Genomic DNA, 19,769 nt, shown 5'->3' on the forward strand with positions numbered 1-19,769 from the left:
AGGTTTCGAGTCCGTAATCTCCACGGAATCGGCACGAGCCAGGACGGGGATCAAGGGCCCTGGAGAGCCGATTCGGAATGCCTCGCTCCGGGCGATTCGCCCCCCCCCGCGGAACCCCGGCTCCGCTGACGCCGCCGACCCGCCGGTCCCCGGCTCCGCCGCCGTCGGACCCTAGCCGCGCTGCCCCCGGTGCAGCCGGTCCCCGCCCGCGAGGATCGCCGCCGCGAGCGCGTCCGCGGCGTCCTGCGCGGACGGCCGCCGCCGGCCGTGCACCAGTACGAAGTCGACCTCGCCGAGCTCCGGCAGCCCCGCTCGCTCCGGCACCCGCACCAGACCGGGCGGCACCAGCCCCCGCGAGTGGGCCATCACACCCAGGCCCGCGCGGGCCGCCGCGATCAGTCCGTTGAGGCTGCCGCTGGTGCAGGCGACGCGCCACGGCCGCCCCTGGCGCTCCAGCGCTTCGAGGGCGAGCGCGCGGGTGATGCCCGGGGGCGGGTAGACGATCAGCGGGACCGGGCGGTCCGGGTCGAGGCGCAGCCGCTGGGCCCCGATCCACACGAGACGGTCGTGCCAGACGAGCTCGCCGCGCGGATCCTCCGGCCGCCGTTTCGCCAGGACCAGATCGAGGTGCCCGGCTGCGAGCTGTTCGTGGAGCGTGCCGGACAGCTCCACCGTCAGTTCCAGGTCCACCTCGGGGTGGTCGGTGCGGAACCCCTCCAGGATCTCCGGCAGCCGGGTCAGCACGAAGTCCTCGGACGCGCCGAAGCGCAGCCGCCCCCGCAACCGGGTGCCCGTGAAGAACGCCGTCGCCTGTTCCTGCACCTCCAGGATCCGCCGCGCGAACCCGAGCATCGCCTCACCGTCCTCGGTGAGCTCGACGGAGTGGGTGTCGCGGGCGAAGAACTGCCGTCCGGCGGCGTCCTCCAGCCGGCGCACGTGCTGGCTGACCGTGGACTGGCGCACCCCCAGCCGCCTGGCGGCCCGCGTGAAGCTCAGCGTCTGGGCCACCGCCAGGAACGTACGGAGCTGGGAAGGGTCGTACACGGGCCCACGTTATCGCGATACGTGATGACAGTCAGAGCAGTATGACGGATTCCCGATCGCGGCCCGGGAGGGGACGATGGAGAGGGCACGATCCGCCGACGACGATCACCCGCACCGAACCGAGCAACCGAGCAGTGGAGCACCGTGAAACGCCTGCAGTGGCCGAGCTGGATGCCGGTCGACCCCTACATCCTGCTGCTGCTCGGGACCGTGGGCCTCGCCGCCCTGTTCCCGGCGAGCGGAACGGCGGCGGACGTCGCCTCGGGCGCGTCCACGGCGGCCATCGCCTTCCTCTTCTTCCTGTACGGCGCTCGCCTGTCCACCCGTGAGGCGATGGACGGCCTCAAGCACTGGCGGCTGCACGGTACGGTCCTGATCTGCACCTTCGTGGCGTTCCCGCTGCTCGGCCTCGCCGCCCGCGGCCTGGAGCCCGTCCTCCTGACCCACGACCTCTACACCGGCCTCCTCTTCCTCACGCTCGTCCCCTCGACCATCCAGTCGTCGATCGCCTTCACCTCGATCGCCCGCGGCAACGTGCCCGCCGCCATCTGCGCGGGCTCCTTCTCCTCCCTCGCGGGCATCGTCGTCACCCCGCTGCTCGCCGCGCTCCTCCTCGGCGGCAGCGGCGGCGGCTTCTCCACGGACTCGGTCGTCAAGATCGTGCTGCAACTGCTGGTGCCGTTCCTGGCCGGACAGCTCCTGCGCCCGTGGATCGGCGGCTTCATCACCCGTCACAAGAAGGTTCTCGGCTACGTCGACCGCGGATCCATCCTGCTCGTCGTGTACACCGCCTTCAGCGAGGGAATGGTGCGGGGCATCTGGAGCCAGGTCAGCGCGGCGCGGCTGGCGGGGCTCCTCGTCGTCGAGGCGCTGATGCTCGGCGTCATGCTCCTCCTGACCTGGTACGGCGCGAAGGCCCTGCGCTTCGACCGCGAGGACAGGATCGCCATCCAGTTCGCCGGGTCCAAGAAGTCGCTCGCGTCGGGCCTGCCCATGGCCGGTGTCCTGTTCGGCGCGCACGCCTCCCTCGCCGTGCTCCCGCTGATGCTCTTCCACCAGATGCAGCTCATGGTGTGCGCGGTGATCGCCAAACGCCGGGCCCGGGATCCCGAGGTGAGCGGCCGCCCCGGCCCGGACCGGCCGTCCGGTGGCGCGGCGGGGACGGGAGGTACGGCCGAAGGAGCGGGCCGGGCCGCCGGCCCGGCCCGCTCCGACGGCCTCCGGGTCTCCCCGGCCGCGACGGCGGGACGCTAACCGTCCTTGGCGACCCGGTCCAGGGGAAGCCACAGGACGGTGTCCCGGGTCACCTTCCGCGAGGGCGGCGCCGACAGTTCGTCGTCGCTCAACGCGCGGTCGTAGACCCGCACGTCGTCGATCGCCCCGGTGAAGAAGGCCCGGCTGTCCATCCGCTGGCCGATGTGCACGCCGAACGGCGAGTTCCGGCTCACCGATCCGGGCACGTCCGCCGTGCTGACGGTCGTCCCGTCGAGGAACAGGGTGAGCTGTCCCCCGCCGCGCCGCAGCGCCAGATGGTGCCACTGGCCGTCGTTGAAGGAGCTCGTGGTGCGCACGAACGCCGTGGCCGGGGCCGACGCGCCGTTCCTGGTGGTGATCAGCCCGGTGATCCGGTTGGAGGCGGGCTCCCCGCGCAGCCACACCTGCGGCTGGCTCGTACCGATCCCGCCCATCCACAGCAGGGGCTGTTCACCGCTGGTGGCCGTGTAGCGGAACCACAGGGACGCCGTGAAGTCCTTCGTCCCCAGCGGCAGCCGGTCCTGATACGGCAGTCGTACGGCGTCGTCGGTGCCGTCGAACTCCAGCCCGCCCCCGAGCACGCCGGCGGTCTCGCTCGGGCCGCCGAGGACCGCCGCCCGCCGGGTGAGCGGAGCGAGGTCGGCCGTCGTCGGGTCGGGGCCACGGCGCGGCTGGAGCCAGTCCTCGGTGAAGCGGGCGAAGCGGATCTCGTCGCGCGCGTCCACCGCGCCGCCCTCGTACAGCAGGCCCACGGTGTCGCCGTCGACACCCACCAGGTCGGAGTAGCCCGACCAGTCGGTGGTGACGACCGTCCCGCGGTCCACGCTGTCCCAGGTGCGTCCGCCGTCGTAGGAGGAGCGGATCGCCATGGTGCGGCGGCGGTCCGGGTCGGCGGGGCAGGAGAGCAGGATCCGGTTCCCGAAGCGCAGCGTCGAGCCCTGCACCTGGGGCGCGTAGAGGTCGGGGACGTCACGGAAGGGGGCCGCGAAACTGTCGCCGCCGTCCCGGCTGACCGCCTGGGTGCGGTGGCCGAGGTCGGTCCCGTCCTGCTCGCGGCCGCTGATCAGGAGCGATCCGTCGGCGCGCTCGGTGAGGGTCATCTCGGACGGCTTCTGCCGGAAGGTGCCGTCGGCCGCGATCGGCCAGGAGTCGCTCGCCCCGATGTCCCAGTGCTCGCCGCCGTCGTCGCTGGTGATGAGGGCGGCGTTGTTGGCGGTCACCCGGGTGCCGTCCCAGGTCTCGGTGTTGACGGCGAACACGAGCCGGCCCGCGTGCCGGCCGCGGGTGAGCTGGACGCCGTGGACCGGGCCGGTGGCGTACCAGGAGTTCCAGTTCGCGGGCAGGATCTCGGAGCTGAGGTCGCGCGGCTGCGACCAGCTCAGACCGTCGTCGTCGCTGTACTGGAGATGCGGGGTGCGGTCGCAGGGGACCGTGCAGCTCGCGCTGTCCGTACGGCCCGTGTTGTAGGTCTCCGCCAGCACGATCCGGCCGGTCTCGCGGTCCACGACCGGGGTCGGGTTGCCGTGGGTGTCCCCGTTCCCCTCGTTGACGACCTGGAGCGGGCCCCAGGTGCGGCCGCCGTCGGCGGAGCGCTTCACCACGATGTCTATGTCGGCCGCGTCACCGCAGTTGAGGACGCGTCCCTCGGCGAACGCCAGCAGAGTTCCCCTGGTCGTCCGGACGACGGAGGGGATGCGGAAGCAGGCGTATCCCGGATCCTGCGAGGCCTTGAAGAGCACCTGCTGCTCGAACGCCGGTGCGACCGGCACGGGTTCGGCTCGCGCCGTGCCCGGGAGCGCGATCAGCGCGGCGATGCCGAGGAGCGCGGCGGAGAGGGATCTCAGACGGGTGGCGAGGCGTGACGGCATGGTGCGACCTGCCCTTCGTACGACGGCTGGGCAATCCGGATTCTAAGGACATCCCACGTCCAACGTTCGCGCCGCAGAGGCTACTTGGGCCCTCAGGCACCCCACAAGGAGCATGCACCGGTCGTGTTCACGCCAGAATTCGGCGCCCGTGTGTCCGCCCGGCGAGGAGCAGTTCACGGGCTTGTCGATCCGGATTTCCGGTACGGACGGCTGATGCGGGCTAACGTTCCGTCATGACCGCACCCGAAACCGAACCCCGCCTCGCCCTCGACCCGGCGCGCACCGCACTCGTGCTCGTCGATCTGATGGAGCGCATCGTGGCGTTGCCCCTGGAACCGAACAAGGGGACCGAAGTTCTCGCCACCGCCGAGGAGTTGGCGGAAACCTTCCGCAAGGCGGGCGCGCTCGTCGTGCTCATCCGGGTCGAGCGGTCCGGGGTCGCGGAGCAGCCGCCCGGGAGCGGCCTGGTCGCCGGGCTCGTCGCGGAGGGCGACCTGGAGATCGTGAAGCGGACCATCGGCGGGTTCCAGGGCACCGGCCTCGACGAGCACCTGCGTGAACACGGCGTCTGCACCCTGGTGTTCGGCGGGATCGCCACCAACCTCGGGGTCGAGTCGACCGCGCGCGCCGCCGGCGACCTCGGCTACGACCTCGTCTTCGTCGAGGACGCGATGGCCGCGTTCACCGCCGCCGAGCACGACGCCTCCGTCCGGCTGGACTTCCCGCGCCTCGGCACGGTCGTGACCGCGGACCAGGTGCGCTTCCCGGTTCGCTGAGTCCGGGCACGGGCGAAGCCCGTCGCGGCGGCGGTGGACCGGGACCGAGGCGGGGCCCCTCCGGCGCAGGGGGCGCTCCCCGCCGTCCGGGGCCCCGCCGCCGTGCCGCGGGGAGGCGGTGTCAGCCCTGGCCGGCCGCGGCCCGCAGGGTGATGCGGTGCTCGCCCGCGTACACGTTCATGTTGGCGCCGCGCAGGAAGCCGACCAGGGTCAGGCCGGTCTCCGCCGCCAGGTCGACGGCCAGCGACGAAGGAGCGGAGACGGCCGCCAGCACCGGGATGCCCGCCATCACCGCTTTCTGCGCCAGCTCGAAGGACGCCCGGCCGGAGACCAGCAGGACCGTCCGGGAGAGCGGGAGCGTGCCGTTCTGCAGCGCGCGGCCGACCAGCTTGTCGACCGCGTTGTGCCGGCCCACGTCCTCCCGTATGTCGACCAGCTCACCCTCCTCGGTGAACAGGGCCGCCGCGTGCAGACCCCCGGTCCGGTCGAAGACCCGCTGGGCCGCGCGCAGCCGGTCGGGGAGGCTCGCGAGCAGGCCGGGTTCCAGCCGCACCGGGGGAGTGGTGCCGCCCTCCGTGTCGTCGATGCTCCAGCGGGCCGTCGTGCGGACCGCCTCCAGACTGGCCTTGCCGCACAGGCCGCACGAGGACGTCGTGTACACGTTGCGTTCGAGCGTGATGTCCGGGACGACGAGACCGGGCGCCGTCCGCACGTCGACGACGTTGTACGTGTTGGAGCCGTCCTCCGTGGCTCCCGCGCAGTACACGATGTTCTGGAGTTCGTCGGCACGCCCCAGCACGCCTTCGCTGACCAGGAACCCCGCGGCCAGCGCGAAGTCGTCGCCCGGGGTGCGCATGGTGATCGCCAGAGGCTTGCCGTCGAGCCGGATCTCCAGTGGCTCCTCGGCGACGAGCGTGTCCGGGCGGGAGCTCACGACTCCGTCCCGGACGCGGATCACCTTGCGTCGTTCCGTGACTCGTCCCATGTCCTGATCAGTCCCGCTTCCATGCGTTCGGCCGGCCGGATCGGCCCTCGCGATCGCCGGGTGGCGTTCGGGTCACCCGGGCGTGCCGCGAGGGCGACCTTCACGTACTCATTGTCCTGCACCCGCGGAGCGGGCCGTGGGGAGCCTCGCCGTGCGGCCCGCTCCGCGTTCACGCCGCCGTCCGCAGCGCGAGCAGGTCCGAGATGGCGTGGACGGTGCGCAGCGTCGGGACCGGGACCCCGGTGATCTCCGCGAGTTCCACGACGGCCGCGAGCAGCACGTCGAGTTCCAGCGGTTTGCCGCGTTCCAGGTCCTGGAGTGTGGAGGTGCGGTGGTCGCCGACCCGCTCGGCCCCCGCGAGGCGCCGCTCGATGGACACCCCCACCTCGCAGCCGAGTGCCTCCGCGACGGTCAGCGTCTCGGTCATCATGATCTCGATGACCCTGCGCGTCCCGCCGTGCAGGCACATCTGCCGCATCGTGGCGCGGGCCAGCGCGCTGATGGGGTTGAAGGAGATGTTGCCGAGCAGCTTGAGCCAGATGTCGTTGCGCAGGTCCGCTTCGACCGGGCATTTCAGGCCGCCCTCCCGCAGGGCGTCGCTGAACGCCCGGCAGCGCGGCGAGAGGGACCGGTCGGGTTCCCCGACGGAGAACCGGGTGCCTTCGAGATGGCGGACGACGCCCGGTGCCGCGAGCTCGGTCGCGGCGTAGACGACGCACCCGACGGCCCGCTCGGGGGCCAGGACCGCGCTGACCGCGCCGCCCGGGTCCACGCTCTCCACCCGGTGGCCGTCGTAGGGTCCGCCGTGCCGGTGGAAGTACCACCAGGGAATGCCGTTCTGGGCGGCGACGACCGCCGTCGTGCCGTGCAGCAGGGGCTCGATCAGCGGCCCGCACGCCGCGTACGAGTTGGCCTTGAGGCCGAGGAAGACGTAGTCGACCGGACCGATCTCGGCCGGGTCGTCGGTGGCGTGGGCCCGCGCGGTGAAGTCCCCGCGTGGACTGAGGACTTGGACGCCGTGCTGCCTCATGGCCGCCAGATGCGGTCCACGTGCGACGAGATGCACGTCGGCGCCCGCGCGGTGCAGAGCGGCGCCGACGTAGGCGCCGATCGCACCGGCGCCGAGAACTGCGACTCTCACTGTGTGGCGCTCCGTTCGGTCGAGGGTACCGAGGAACTGCCGAACTCTGTCGACGAAATATTGTCTACAGGATGGAATGAGGGGCGACAAGGGTGCGGGCCGTACCGGCTGCTGCGCGCCAGGGTCCGCTCCGGTGACCGTTCGTCGCGTCAGGGATACCGCTCACCGCATACGGTCGACGAGTTCGTGTCACCCCGCTTCACAGCCGGACAACCGCTTCCTATCGTCCTGGATCATGAGCCCTCCCGTCGCACCCCCCGGTTGGAGCCGCTGGCTCGTCCCGCCGGCCGCCCTGTCGGTCCACCTCTCCATCGGCCAGGCCTACGCCTGGAGCGTCTTCAAGCCGCCCCTCGAATCCGCGCTCGGTCTCAGCGGGACGCAGAGCGCGCTGCCGTTCCAGCTCGCCATCGTGATGCTCGGCCTGTCGGCCGCGTTCGGCGGCACCCTCGTCGAGCGCAACGGCCCGCGCTGGGCCATGACCGTCGCCCTGGTCTGCTTCTCGTCCGGCTTCCTCATCTCCGCGCTCGGCGCGGCCACCGAGCAGTACTGGCTGATCGTCCTCGGCTACGGCTTCGTCGGCGGCACCGGCCTCGGTATCGGCTACATCTCACCGGTCTCCACACTGATCAAGTGGTTCCCGGACCGGCCGGGAATGGCCACCGGCATCGCGATCATGGGCTTCGGCGGCGGCGCGCTGATCGCCTCGCCCTGGTCCGCCCAGATGCTGAAGTCGTTCGGTTCCGACTCCTCCGGGATCGCCGTCGCCTTCCTCGTGCACGGACTGTCGTACGCCGTGTTCATGACCCTCGGCGTGCTTCTGGTACGCGTCCCGCGCGGCGAGACACCGGCCCCGTCCGGGCCGAGCGCCCTCGACGGGGTCCAGGTCTCCGCCCGCAACGCCGTCCGCACCCCGCAGTTCTGGCTGCTGTGGGTCGTCCTGTGCATGAACGTCACCGCGGGCATCGGCATCCTGGAGAAGGCCGCCCCGATGATTTCGGACTTCTTCGCGGACAGTTCCACCCCGGTCACCGCCACCGCGGCGGCCGGATTCGTCGCCCTGCTCTCCGCCGCCAACATGGCCGGCCGGATCGGCTGGTCCTCGACCTCCGACCTGATCGGCCGCAAGAACGTCTACCGCGTCTACCTCGGGGCCGGCGCCCTGATGTACGCGCTCATCGCGTGGTTCGGAGATTCCTCCAAGCCCCTGTTCATCCTGAGCGCGCTGGTGATCCTCTCCTTCTACGGCGGAGGCTTCGCCACGGTCCCGGCCTATCTGAAGGACCTGTTCGGCACGTACCAGGTCGGCGCCATCCACGGACGGCTGCTCACCGCCTGGTCCACCGCCGGCGTCCTCGGGCCGCTGATCGTGAACCGGATCGCCGACCACCAGGAGGCAGCGGGCAAGCACGGCTCGTCCCTGTACGGACTGTCGTTCCTGATCATGATCGGGCTGCTCGCCGTCGGCTTCGTCGCCAACGAGTTCGTCCGCCCCGTGCACCCCCGCCATCACATCCCCGCGCCCAGGGAGGCCGCCGATGTCGCACGACAGCAGTCCGAGTCCGCCTGACGCCGCCGGTGTCCCCGCCGCTGTCCCGGGCCCCCGCGCCCGGCCGGCCCTGACCGCGTTCGCGTGGCTGTGGGTCGGTGCGCCCCTGTGCTACGGCGTCTACGAGCTCGTACAGAAGGCCACTCAACTGTTCTCGGGGTAGTTGTTCGGACGTCCCAAGGTCTGACAGAAGCCGACAAGCCTGGCGGCGCAATCCTGTGGCATCACCTGCCGTCGTACCCGCGAGTCACTGATCAGACTGGTGGATCCCGCTACCCGAAGCACGAGGGGGACCACATGAACGGCACACGGATCGCCGCCGTCGGCCATTATCAGCCCGCCAAGGTACTCACCAACGAGGACCTGGCGGGCATGGTCGACACCAGTGACGAGTGGATCCGGAGCCGTGTGGGCATCCGGACCCGCCATGTCGCCGGGCCCGACGAACCGGTCGACGAGCTGGCGGCGCACGCGGCCGCCAAGGCGCTCGCCTCGGCCGGTCTGACGCCCGGCGACATCGACCTCGTCCTCGTCGCCACCTCCACGGCCGTCGACCGGTCCCCGAACATGGCCGCCCGGGTCGCCGCCCGTCTCGGCATCCCCTCCCCGGCCGCGATGGACGTCAACGTCGTCTGCGCCGGGTTCACCCACGCCCTCGCCACCGCCGACCACACCGTGCGGGCCGGCGCCGCGACCCGGGCGCTCGTCATCGGCGCCGACAAGATGACCGACGTGACGGACTGGACCGACCGCACCACGTGCGTCCTCGTCGGCGACGGCGCGGGGGCCGCCGTGGTCGAGGCCTGCCCCGCGGGCGAGGAGCCCGGCATCGGGCCGGTGCTGTGGGGCTCGGTCCCCGAGATGGGGCACGCGGTGCGCATCGAGGGCACCCCCTCCCGGTTCGCGCAGGAGGGACAGAGCGTCTACCGCTGGGCCACCACCCAGCTCCCGCCGATCGCCCGGAAGGCCTGCGAGCGCGCCGGCCTCGCCCCCGAGGACCTGGCCGGGGTCGTCCTGCACCAGGCCAACCTGCGGATCATCGAGCCGCTCGCCCTGAAGATCGGCGCGGTCAACGCGGTCGTCGCGCGCGATGTGGTCGACTCCGGGAACACCTCGGCCGCCAGCATCCCGCTCGCCTTCTCCAAGCTGGTCGAGCGCGGCGAGATCTCCACCGGTGACCCCGTCCTGCTGTTCGGCTTCGGCGGCAACCTCTCCTACGCGGGGCAGGTCGTCCGCTGCCCGTGAGGCGGACCGGACGGCGGACCGGCCCTTCGCGGGACGGAGCCGTCGCTGAGGTGATCCGGGCCGTCCGCGGGTCCGAGCCGTTCGCCCGGCGCCCGGGGCCCCGGGTGTGACAAGCCCAACTCCCGTGCCTGTCGGCTCGTTTGTGCGCCGTAGACTGTAGGCGAAAGACAATTGATAATCGACTTTCCTTATCGCGGCGACGACGCTGCCCAGGGAGGGACCGTGATGTTGTCGACAGGCCTGCCTCAGGGAGCGGTACCGAAGCTGGAGCGGCCCGGCCCGCTCCGTGACCGTGTCTACGAAGCGCTGCTCGAACTCATCACCACCCGCGCCCTCCAGCCGGGCCAGCACCTGGTCGAGAGCGAACTCGCCGGTCATCTCGGAGTGTCACGGCAGCCGGTGCGCGAGGCCCTGCAACGGCTGAGCACGGACGGCTGGGTCGACCTCCGGCCCGCCCAGGGCGCGTTCGTGCACGAGCCGACCGAGGAGGAGGCCGACCAGCTCCTCACCGTCCGTACGCTCCTGGAGGCCGAGGCGGCCCGGCTCGCCGCCGCCAACGCGAGTCCGGCGGCCGTCAGCGCGCTCGAAGAGCTGTGCACCGAGGGTGAACGGGCGGTCGCCGCCGACGACGTCGACGCCGCGGTCGCGACGAACGCGCGACTGCACGCCAAGGTCATGGAACTCGCGGGCAACGCGGTCCTCGCCGAACTCGCCGCGCAGGTCGACCGCCGGGTCCGCTGGTACTACACGCCGGTGGCCCGGCAGCGCGGGCGGCAGTCCTGGATCGAGCACCGCGAGCTGATCGCCGCGATAGCGGAGCGCGACGGACAGCGGGCCACCACGGTCATGCGCGCGCACACCGAGCACACACGGCAGATGTACCACGACCGCGAGAAGTAGCCGAGACGGCGGACACCGCCGTCTCGGCTTGTCTCTCCTGGCCCTCTTCTGGTCCTCTGCTTGTCGTCTCCGCTCGTCAGCGGGCGGGCGCCGGCGCCGTCCGAGGGCCGGGTCGGGAGGGTGACCAGCGGGCCTCCGCGCCGAGCATCACCACCAACACCCCCACCAGCGCCAGCAGTTCGGTGACCGCCGAGAAACGGATGCCCAGCAGCGCCGTGGCCGCCGCGACGGGCACCGCGGCCGCGCGGAACGTCACCGGCCACAGCCGCAGCACCGAACGGAAGGCCACGTCCCCGGCGAGGAACAGCGCGACCCCGCCCGCGAGCGTCAGCGCGGGCCCGGTGGCGGAGTGCTCGGTGAGATGGCCGAGCGTCTTCTTCACCCCGGTCGCGCAGTAGGCGATGCCGAGCAGCATGGGCAGGAAGGCGTAGTAGTACGCGTTCATCGCCAGGCGCCAGCGACGGTCCGGCGGTGTCGCCGTGAACACGGCCTCCGCCGCGTGCTCGTCGCGTACGAAGTACGTCCACCACAGGGCACCGGCCAGCGCGAGCGCGAGGAAGGCTCCGACGAACAGATCCACGGTGAGCGGCCGGCTCCCGATCCCGATGCCGATCGCGATGACGGACTCGCCGAACGCGACGATGAGCAGCAGCCCGTGCCGCTCGACGAAGTGGGCCGGGTCGAGCGCGCCCAACTGTGCCCGCAGCACCGCGGCGTCCCGCCCGCCCCGGCGCCTGGCCCCGTGTTCGGCGAAGAACGGCGTGACGAACTGGAGGACCACGGCCAGCAGCCACAGACCGTCGGCGCCCGGGCCGTCGAACAGGCCAGCCGCCGTGACGGCCAGCGCGGCGAGCGCGTTCGGCACCGCGTACCAGATGACGTCACGGCCGTGGCTGCGGGTGTAGAGCGCGCTGTGCACGAGGACGACGCCCAGGAAGCCCAGGCCGAAGACCACACCGCCGTCGTCGAAGGCGCGCGGGATGGCCAGCGCGCACACCAGGAACGCGCCCATGCCGAGCATCAGCAGGATGCGCCGTGAAGGCCGGTCCGGCGGGACCTGGTTGGTGAGATACGCGTACGCGCCGTACATCCAGAACAGCACCACGAAGATCAGCGCGACGCGGGCCGCCGTCGCGAACGACAGGTCGGCGGCGAGCAGCACCGTGAGCTGGGTGAGGGTGAAGACGAAGACGAGGTCGAAGAAGAGCTCCAGCGTACTGACGCGCCGCCCCGCCTCGTCGCCCGCGGGCCGTCCGGTCCCGCCGACCTCGTCGCCCGTCGGCCGTCTGGTCCCGCCGGCCTCGTCGCCCGTCGGCTGTCCGGTCCCGCTCGCCGAGTACGTGGTCCCCGGCACCTCGGACGGCTCAGCCTCGGCCACCGGCCCGTGCCCCGGCACCTCGGACGGCTCAGGCTCGGTCACCGGCCTGGGCCCCGCACCGTCCCCTGTCCTGTTCATGTGTCCCCCCGTGACAGATGGTCTGCGGAGATCGTAAGGGGCCGCCTGGCCTCGAGCCCGGTCCTTCGCCCGCCGATCTCCCTTTGTCCTGGGAGTGGGAAAAGTCTGCTGCAATCCGTGCACGACTTCTTCCAACTCCCGGCAGCCGCTGCTACGTTCCCCTCGAAAGCGCGACCGGTGACGGTGGCCGGAATGTGACCGACGCAGGTGTCGGCCGAGGCGGGAGGGGTTCGTGAGACGGATGACGGCACGACCCGCGAACGCCCATCAGGCCCGGCTGCTGCGTCTGTTGCGCGACGGCGGCCCCAACTCCCGTGCCCAGCTCGGCGATCGCGTCGACCTCTCCCGGTCGAAGCTGGCCGTCGAGGTGGACCGGCTCCTGGAGACCGGCCTCGTGGTGGCCGACGGACTCGCCGCCTCGCGGGGCGGCCGCCGTTCCCACAACGTCCGGCTCTCCCCGGCGCTGCGGTTCCTGGGCGTCGACATCGGCGCGACGTCGGTCGACGTGGCCGTCACCAACGCGGAGCTGGAGATCCTCGGGCACCTCAACCAGCCCATGGACGTACGCGAGGGACCGGTGGCGGTCTGCGAGCAAGTGCTGTCCATGGCAGCCAAGTTGAAGGCCTCGGGGGTCGCGGAGGGGTTCGACGGGGCGGGGATCGGCGTTCCCGGTCCGGTCCGTTTCCCCGAGGGGGTCCCGGTCGCCCCGCCGATCATGCCGGGCTGGGACGGCTTCCCGGTCCGTGAGGCACTCGGCCAGGAACTCGGCTGTCCGGTCATGGTCGACAACGACGTGAACCTGATGGCCATGGGGGAGCAGCACGCGGGCGTCGCCCGCTCCGTGGGCGACTTCCTCTGCGTCAAGATCGGTACCGGCATCGGCTGCGGCATCGTCGTCGGCGGAGAGGTCCACCGTGGCGCGACCGGCAGCGCGGGCGACATCGGGCACATCCAGGCCGTGCCCGACGGGCGTCCGTGCGCCTGCGGCAACCGCGGCTGCCTGGAGGCCCACTTCAGCGGTGCCGCGCTGGCGCGCGACGCCGTGGAGGCGGTCCAGCAGGGCCGCTCGGCCGAACTCGCCGCGCGGCTTGCGGTGAACGGCGCGCTGAGCGCCGTCGACGTCGCCGCGGCCGCCGCGGCGGGCGACGCCACCGCGCTCGATCTGATCCGGGAGGGCGGCAACCGCACCGGACAGGTCATCGCGGCGCTCGTCAGCTTCTTCAATCCCGCCCTGGTGGTGATCGGCGGCGGGGTGACCGGTCTCGGCCACACCCTGCTCGCCGCGATCCGCACCCAGGTCTACCGCCAGTCGCTGCCGCTCGCGACCGGCAATCTGCCCATCGTCCTCGGGGAGCTGGGCCCGGCAGCCGGAGTCATCGGCGGGGCCCGGCTGATCAGCGACCACCTGTTCTCGCCCGCGTAAGCCACCTCCTCCCGCGCGCGCACCAGCTCCTCGCGCCCGCACCAGCCGTCTCCGCATCAGCCGTCTCCGCACCGACCGTCTCCAGGAATCGGACCACCGGCGCCGCGACCGGCCGCCCCCGTGCCCGAAGCACCCCCCGCCCGTACGCGCACCGCCCGGCAACCGGCCCGCACGCCTGCCCGAGGGAACCGTCATGGCACCAGAACCACCACTGCTCACGATGTCCGGCATCACCAAGTCGTTCCCCGGAGTCCGGGCCCTCGACGGCGTCGACCTCGACGTCCAGGCCGGCGAGGTGCACTGTCTGCTCGGCCAGAACGGCGCCGGGAAGTCCACCCTCATCAAGGTCCTGTCCGGTGCCCACCAGCCCGACGACGGCACCATCACCTGGCGCGGCGAGCCGGTCACCCTCAAGTCCCCGATCGCCGCCATGCGTCTCGGCATCGCCACCATCTACCAGGAACTCGACCTGGTGGAGGGCCTGTCGGTCGCCGAGAACGTCCACCTGGGACACGAACCCACCACCGCGGGGTTCGTCGTCAGGGGCAAGGCCGCCAGGACCGCGACCGCGCTGCTGCTCGAACGGCTCGGCCACCCGGAGATCGACCCGGCCCGGCTCGTCGGTGAACTCTCCGCCGCCCAGCGGCAGATCGTCTCCATGGCGCGGGCGCTCTCCCACGACGTACGGCTCATCGTCATGGACGAGCCGTCCGCGGCGCTCGACCCCGACGAGGTCGGCAACCTCTTCCGGATCGTCGCCCAACTGACCGCGGACGGCGTCGCCGTGGTCTACATCTCGCACCGCCTGGAGGAGATCCGGCGCATCGGCGACCGGGTCACGGTCCTGAAGGACGGACGCGCGGTCGCGGGCGGACTGCCCGCCCGATCGACCCCCACCCGCGAGGTGGTCTCCCTCATGACCGGGCGCAGCGTCGAGTACGTCTTCCCCGACCGGCCCCGTGAACGGCCACCGGCCGAGCCGGTGCTCTCGGTCCAAGGACTGTCCCGCCAGGGCGAGTTCGCCCCGTTCGACCTCGACGTACGACCGGGTGAGATCGTCGGACTGGCCGGGCTGGTCGGCTCGGGCCGCTCCGAGATCCTGGAGACGATCTACGGAGCGCGCAGGCCCACCACCGGCCGGGTCAGCGTCGGCGGGAAGCCGCTGCGCACCGGCAGCGTCCGGGCCGCGGTGCGCGCCGGCCTCGGGCTGGCCCCAGAGGAACGCAAGGCGCAGGCCCTGCTGATGCTGGAGTCGGTCACCCGCAACGTCTCCGTCTCCTCCATGTCCCGCTACGCGCGCGGGGGCTGGATCGACCGGCGGGCCGAGCGCGGAGCGGCACGGGCCGCCACCCGTGAGCTCTCCCTGCGCCCCGACGATCCCGCCCTCCCGGTCAGGACCCTGTCCGGCGGCAACCAGCAGAAGGCCGTGCTGGCGCGCTGGCTGCTGCGCGGCTGCCGCGTCCTGCTCCTCGACGAGCCCACCCGCGGTGTCGACGTCGGGGCGCGCGCCGAGCTGTACGCGGTGATCCGCCGGCTCGCCGACGAGGGCCTCGCCGTCCTCATGGTCTCCAGCGAGGTCCCCGAGGTGCTCGGACTCGCCGACCGCGTCCTGGTGCTGCGCGAGGGCCGGGTCGTGCACACGGCGCCCGCCCGGGACCTCGACGAACACCGCGTACTCGACCTCGTGCTGGAAGGAGGCCCCGTGGCCAGTGAAGGGAGTCAGGCGTCATGACGCAGTTCGTGTCCCCGCCCCGGGACGGCACCGGCAAGGTGCCCGCCACGGGCGAAGTCCCCGCGTGGCGCACCGTGGTGGCCCGCGCCGACGTCCGCACGCTCTCGCTCCTCGGCGTCCTGGCCGTCCTCGTCGTCATCGGTGGCGTCACCCGGCCCGACGAGTTCCTCGACACCCGCAACCTCCAACTCGTGCTCACCCAGGCCTCGGTGATCGGCGTCGTCACCGTCGGCATGACCTTCGTCATCACCTCGGGCGGCATCGATCTGTCGGTGGGCGCGATCGTCGCCCTCGCCTCGGTCTGGGCCACGACGGTCGCCACCCAGGAGTACGGCTTCACGGGCATCCTCGTCACCGCCGTGCTCGTCGGACTCGGCTGCGGCCTGGTCAACGGACTGCTCGTCGCGTACGGCGGGATGGTCCCCTTCATCGCGACGCTCGCCATGCTCGCCTCGGCCCGCGGGCTGGCCCTCCAGATCACCGACGGCCGGACCCAGATCGTCACCGTGGACGGAATCCTGAAGCTCGGCGAACGCGACTCCTACGTCCTGGGCGTCCCGCCGCTCGTCCTGGTCTTCGCCCTCGTCACCGTCATCGGCTGGCTGGTGCTCAACCGCACCACCTTCGGCCGGCGCACGGTCGCCGTCGGAGGCAACGCGGAGGCGGCCCGGCTCGCCGGCATCGACGTACGACGCCAGCGCCTGTACCTGTACCTGCTCTCCGGACTGTGCTGCGGCATCGCCGCGTTCCTGCTGGTCATCCTGTCCGGCTCGGGCCAGAACACCAACGGCAACCTCTACGAGCTCGACGCCATCGCGGCGGCGATCATCGGCGGCACCCTGCTCAGCGGGGGCCGCGGCACCATCACCGGTTCGGTGCTCGGCGTGCTGATCTTCACGACGATCACCGACATCTTCGCGCTGAACAACCTCCAGAGCGACGTCCAGCAGATCGCCAAGGGCGCGATCATCGTCGCCGCGGTCCTGGTCCAGCGGCGCACAGCAAGCACGACCTGACACGGGAAGGGTCCACCGCCATGCCAGTACCAACGAGCCCGACCAGCCGCAGAGGACTTCTCCTCGGGACCGCCGCCGTCTCGGCCGGTGCCCTCCTCACCGGCTGCACCAGCAACGACACCAAGGACGCGAACCCCGCCGCGAACTCCGGCCCGGCCGCCGACGGCAAGCCCGGCAAGCACGTCACGATCGGCTTCGCCGGGCCCCAGGCCGACCACGGCTGGCTCAACGCCATCAACGACAACGCCAAGAGCCGCGCCGGGAAGTACAAGGACGTGACCCTGGAGATCACCGAGGGCTCCAACGACACGGCGGCGCAGATCGGCCAGATCGAGACCCTGATCAACAAGAAGGTCGACGTCCTGGTCGTGCTGCCCGCCGACGGCAAGGCGCTGACCCAGGTCGGCCTCAAGGCGATGCGCGCCGGCATCCCGGTCGTCAACCTCGACCGCATCTTCAACTCGCCCCAGGCGTACCGCTGCTGGATCGGCGGCGACAACTACGGCATGGGCCTCAGCGCCGGCCACTACATCGGCGAGAAGCTCAAGGGCAGGAAGAACGCCAAGGTCATCGAGCTCGCGGGGCTCGACAACCTGGAACTCACCAAGCAGCGCACCGAGGGCTTCGACGCCGCTCTGAAGAACTACCCGAACATCACCAAGGTCGCCCGCCAGGCCGCCGAGTTCACCGTCGAGTCCGGCCAGGCCAAGATGTCCCAGCTCCTCCAGGCCCAGCCGGAGTTCGACGCGCTGTGGAACCACGACGACGACCAGGGCGTGGGAGCGCTGCGGGCCATCAAGCAGGCCGGCCGCGACGGCTTCCTCATGGTCGGCGGAGCCGGAGCGCTCTCCGCCTTCCAGGCCATCGACGCCGACAACAGCGTCCTGAAGGCCACCGTCCTGTACCCGCCGACCATGGCGGCCTCCGCGATCGACCTCGCCCGCACCCTCGGCCAGGGCAAGGGCATCAGCGGGCTCGCCGAGTTCGAGATCCCCGCCTCGCTCACGCTCTACTCGGCCGTCGTCGACAAGGACAACGTCCAGCAGTACATGGCCACCGGCTTCCGGTGATGCGAACCGCCGCCCGCGGGGCCCGGTCCGGCGGGACCGGGCCCCACCCCCACCGCGCCACGACCACGAGGAGGACCACCGCATGGGACAGCCGGACCAGGGCGACGAGGCCGCGAAACCGCCCCTGGGCGTGGGCATGGTCGGTTACGCGTTCATGGGCGCCGCCCACTCACAGGGCTGGCGCACCGTGGGCCGCGTCTTCGACCTGCCGCGCCGCCCGGTCCTCGCCGCCGTCTGCGGCCGCGACGAACAGGCCGTACGCGCCATGGCCGGCCGGCACGGCTGGGGAGCCGCCGAGACCGACTGGCGCGCCCTGATCACCCGGGACGACGTCGACGTCGTCGACATCTGCACCCCCGGCGACAGCCACGCCGAGATCGCCGTCGCCGCGCTGGCCGCGGGCAAGCACGTACTGTGCGAGAAGCCGCTGGCCAACACCGTCGAGGAGGCGGAGGCGATGGCGGCGGCCGCGGCCGAGGCCGCCGCACGCGGCCAGATGTCGATGGTGGGCTTCAACTACCGCCGCCTCCCCGCCACGGCGCTGGCCCGCTCGATGGTGGCCGAGGGCCGCCTCGGCACCCTGCGGCACGTGCGGGTGACGTACCTTCAGGACTGGCTGACCGACCCCGAGTTCCCGCTCACCTGGCGGCTCCGCAAGGAGAGGGCCGGCTCCGGCGCCCTCGGCGATCTCGGGGCCCACATCGTCGACCTCGCGCAGTACCTGGCGGGGGAGCCGCTCGGCGGGGTCTCCGCGCTCACCGAGACCTTCGTACGCCGACGGCCCCTGCCCGCACGGCCGGCCGGCGGGCTGTCGGCCTCCGGGCCCGTGCGGGGCTCCCGTTCGGACGCCGTCACCGTCGACGACGCCGCCCTGTTCACCGCCCGCTTCGCCTCCGGCGCCCTCGCCTCCTTCGAGGCCTCCCGCTTCGCGGCCGGGCGCAAGAACTCGCTGCGCCTCGAACTCAACGGAGACCGCGGTTCGCTGGCCTTCGACCTGGAACGGCTCAACGAACTCTCCTACCACGACCACACCGAACCCGCCGCCCACGCCGGCTTCCGGCGCATCCTCGTCACCGAGCCCGACCACCCCTACCTCGACGCCTGGTGGCCGCCGGGCCACGGTCTCGGCTACGAGCACACCTTCGCGCACCAGGCCCGCGACTTCGTGCGGGCCATCGCGGACGGGCGGCCGCCCGAACCGTCCTTCGCCGACGGACTCCAGGTCCAGCGCGTCCTCGCCGCGGTCGAGGAGAGCGCCGGCAAGAACTCCACGTACACCCCCGTAGCGGTCTGAGGAGGCCCCGAAATGCCGCGCGACTTCACGCTCTTCACCGGCCAGTGGGCCGACCTGCCTCTCGAGGAGGTCTGCCGGCTGGCCCGCGACTTCGGCTACGACGGACTCGAACTCGCCTGCTGGGGCGATCACTTCGAGGTCGACAAGGCGCTCGCGGATCCCACCTACGTGGAGTCCCGGCGCGCGCTCCTCGACAAGTACGGTCTCAAGTGCCTGGCGATCTCCAACCATCTGGTCGGCCAGGCCGTGTGCGACGCCATCATCGACGAACGCCATCTGGCGATCCTGCCCGCCCGTGTCTGGGGCGACGGCGAGCCGGAGGGAGTCCGCAGGCGGGCCGCCGCCGAGATCGCCGACACCGCCCGCGCGGCGGCCGCCCTCGGCGTCGACACCGTCATCGGATTCACCGGCTCGGCGATCTGGCACCTCGTCGCCATGTTCCCGCCCGTGCCCGAAGCGATGATCGAGCGGGGTTACGAGGACTTCGCCACCCGCTGGAACCCCGTCCTCGACGTCTTCGACGCCGAGGGCGTCCGCTTCGCGCACGAGGTCCACCCGAGCGAGATCGCCTACGACTACTGGACCACGCACAAGGCCCTGGAGGCGATCGGCCACCGGCCCGCCTTCGGCCTCAACTTCGACCCCTCCCATTTCGTCTGGCAGGACCTCGACCCCGTCGGATTCCTCTACGACTTCCGCGACCGCATCTACCACGTCGACTGCAAGGAGGCCCGGACCCGCCTCGACGGCCGCAACGGACGGCTCGGCTCCCATCTGCCCTGGGGAGACCCGCGCCGCGGCTGGGACTTCGTCTCGGCGGGCCACGGCGACGTCCCCTGGGAGGACGTCTTCCGCATGCTGCGCTCCATCGGCTACGCCGGGCCCGTCTCGGTCGAGTGGGAGGACGCCGGCATGGACCGCCTCCACGGCGCGCCCGAGGCCCTGGCCCGGCTCAAGACGTACGACTTCGAGCCGCCGTCGGCGTCGTTCGACGCGGCGTTCGGCGGCAACGGCTAGGC

16 protein-coding genes are annotated in these 19,769 nt (G+C 71.8%); 11 read left to right on the top strand and 5 right to left on the bottom strand.

The genetic code is table 11. The features are described 5' to 3' along the window. Positions 1-171: 171 nt before the first annotated feature. On the bottom strand, positions 172-1,044 hold the full coding sequence (locus ACFRIC_RS36425) for a LysR substrate-binding domain-containing protein (RefSeq protein ID WP_382795308.1): 873 nt from the start codon (positions 1,042-1,044) through the stop codon (positions 172-174). Positions 1,045-1,188: 144 nt separating this feature from the next. Between ACFRIC_RS36425 and ACFRIC_RS36430 the strand changes: the two genes are divergently transcribed. Then, a complete protein-coding gene (locus tag ACFRIC_RS36430) occupies positions 1,189-2,298 on the top strand; it encodes a bile acid:sodium symporter family protein (RefSeq protein WP_382795311.1) in 1,110 nt (369 codons plus the stop codon). Here the strand turns inward: ACFRIC_RS36430 and ACFRIC_RS36435 are convergent. Beyond that, on the bottom strand, positions 2,295-4,166 hold the full coding sequence (locus tag ACFRIC_RS36435) for an exo-alpha-sialidase (RefSeq protein ID WP_382795313.1): 1,872 nt from the start codon (positions 4,164-4,166) through the stop codon (positions 2,295-2,297). The two genes, ACFRIC_RS36430 and ACFRIC_RS36435, sit on opposite strands and share 4 nt — an antisense overlap. Before the next feature lie 233 nt (positions 4,167-4,399). Between ACFRIC_RS36435 and ACFRIC_RS36440 the strand changes: the two genes are divergently transcribed. Next, the gene (locus tag ACFRIC_RS36440) at positions 4,400-4,942 is read left to right on the top strand and encodes an isochorismatase family protein (RefSeq protein WP_382795316.1); all 543 of its coding nucleotides are present in this window, start codon (positions 4,400-4,402) and stop codon (positions 4,940-4,942) included. 121 nt (positions 4,943-5,063) lie between these two features. Here the strand turns inward: ACFRIC_RS36440 and fdhD are convergent, their stop codons facing one another. Together fdhD and ACFRIC_RS36450 are read right to left on the bottom strand one after the other, a co-directional pair. Continuing rightward, positions 5,064-5,927, bottom strand: coding sequence for a formate dehydrogenase accessory sulfurtransferase FdhD (gene fdhD, locus ACFRIC_RS36445; RefSeq protein ID WP_382795318.1), 864 nt, complete (start codon positions 5,925-5,927; stop codon positions 5,064-5,066). 169 nt (positions 5,928-6,096) lie between these two features. Continuing rightward, positions 6,097-7,068, bottom strand: a complete 972-nt coding sequence (locus ACFRIC_RS36450) for a 2-dehydropantoate 2-reductase (RefSeq protein ID WP_382795321.1) — start codon at positions 7,066-7,068, stop codon at positions 6,097-6,099. 235 nt (positions 7,069-7,303) lie between these two features. Between ACFRIC_RS36450 and ACFRIC_RS36455 the strand changes: the two genes are divergently transcribed. The 3 genes from ACFRIC_RS36455 (at position 7,304) to ACFRIC_RS36465 (ending at position 10,759) form a co-directional block, all read left to right on the top strand. After that, positions 7,304-8,635 (top strand): OFA family MFS transporter, encoded by a 1,332-nt coding sequence (locus tag ACFRIC_RS36455; RefSeq protein WP_382795324.1) that lies wholly within the window; start codon positions 7,304-7,306, stop codon positions 8,633-8,635. Positions 8,636-8,911: 276 nt separating this feature from the next. After that, a complete protein-coding gene (locus ACFRIC_RS36460; protein WP_382795327.1) occupies positions 8,912-9,859 on the top strand; it encodes a beta-ketoacyl-ACP synthase III in 948 nt (315 codons plus the stop codon). Between the two features lie 225 nt (positions 9,860-10,084). Then, positions 10,085-10,759 carry a GntR family transcriptional regulator gene (locus tag ACFRIC_RS36465; protein ID WP_382795330.1) on the top strand — a complete coding sequence of 225 codons (675 nt, stop codon included), beginning with the start codon at positions 10,085-10,087 and terminating at the stop codon, positions 10,757-10,759. A 76-nt stretch (positions 10,760-10,835) separates the two neighbouring features. On the opposite strand, the gene ACFRIC_RS36470 is transcribed toward ACFRIC_RS36465, so the two are convergent. Continuing rightward, a complete protein-coding gene (locus ACFRIC_RS36470; protein WP_382795332.1) occupies positions 10,836-12,179 on the bottom strand; it encodes a low temperature requirement protein A in 1,344 nt (447 codons plus the stop codon). 277 nt (positions 12,180-12,456) lie between these two features. Between ACFRIC_RS36470 and ACFRIC_RS36475 the strand changes: the two genes are divergently transcribed. From ACFRIC_RS36475 to ACFRIC_RS36500, 6 genes are all read left to right on the top strand, one after another. Further along, positions 12,457-13,638, top strand: coding sequence for an ROK family protein (locus tag ACFRIC_RS36475; protein WP_382795334.1), 1,182 nt, complete (start codon positions 12,457-12,459; stop codon positions 13,636-13,638). A 193-nt stretch (positions 13,639-13,831) separates the two neighbouring features. After that, entirely contained in the window at positions 13,832-15,370 is a 1,539-nt protein-coding gene (locus ACFRIC_RS36480; RefSeq protein WP_382795337.1) for a sugar ABC transporter ATP-binding protein, read from the top strand. Then, positions 15,367-16,386, top strand: a complete 1,020-nt coding sequence (locus ACFRIC_RS36485) for an ABC transporter permease (protein ID WP_382795340.1) — start codon at positions 15,367-15,369, stop codon at positions 16,384-16,386. The genes ACFRIC_RS36480 and ACFRIC_RS36485 overlap by 4 nt, the downstream gene beginning before the upstream one ends. Positions 16,387-16,406: 20 nt before the next feature. Beyond that, the gene (locus ACFRIC_RS36490; protein ID WP_382795343.1) at positions 16,407-17,456 is read left to right on the top strand and encodes a substrate-binding domain-containing protein; all 1,050 of its coding nucleotides are present in this window, start codon (positions 16,407-16,409) and stop codon (positions 17,454-17,456) included. An 82-nt stretch (positions 17,457-17,538) separates the two neighbouring features. After that, positions 17,539-18,750 (top strand): Gfo/Idh/MocA family protein, encoded by a 1,212-nt coding sequence (locus ACFRIC_RS36495; protein ID WP_382795346.1) that lies wholly within the window; start codon positions 17,539-17,541, stop codon positions 18,748-18,750. Between the two features lie 12 nt (positions 18,751-18,762). Continuing rightward, positions 18,763-19,767: a sugar phosphate isomerase/epimerase family protein gene (locus ACFRIC_RS36500; RefSeq protein ID WP_382795349.1), complete on the top strand. Its 1,005-nt coding sequence runs from the start codon at positions 18,763-18,765 to the stop codon at positions 19,765-19,767. The last annotated feature ends 2 nt before the right edge of the window (positions 19,768-19,769 follow it).

This window comes from Streptomyces sp. NPDC056738 (assembly GCF_042790435.1).
In the GTDB taxonomy this organism is placed as follows: Bacteria; Actinomycetota; Actinomycetes; order Streptomycetales; family Streptomycetaceae; genus Streptomyces.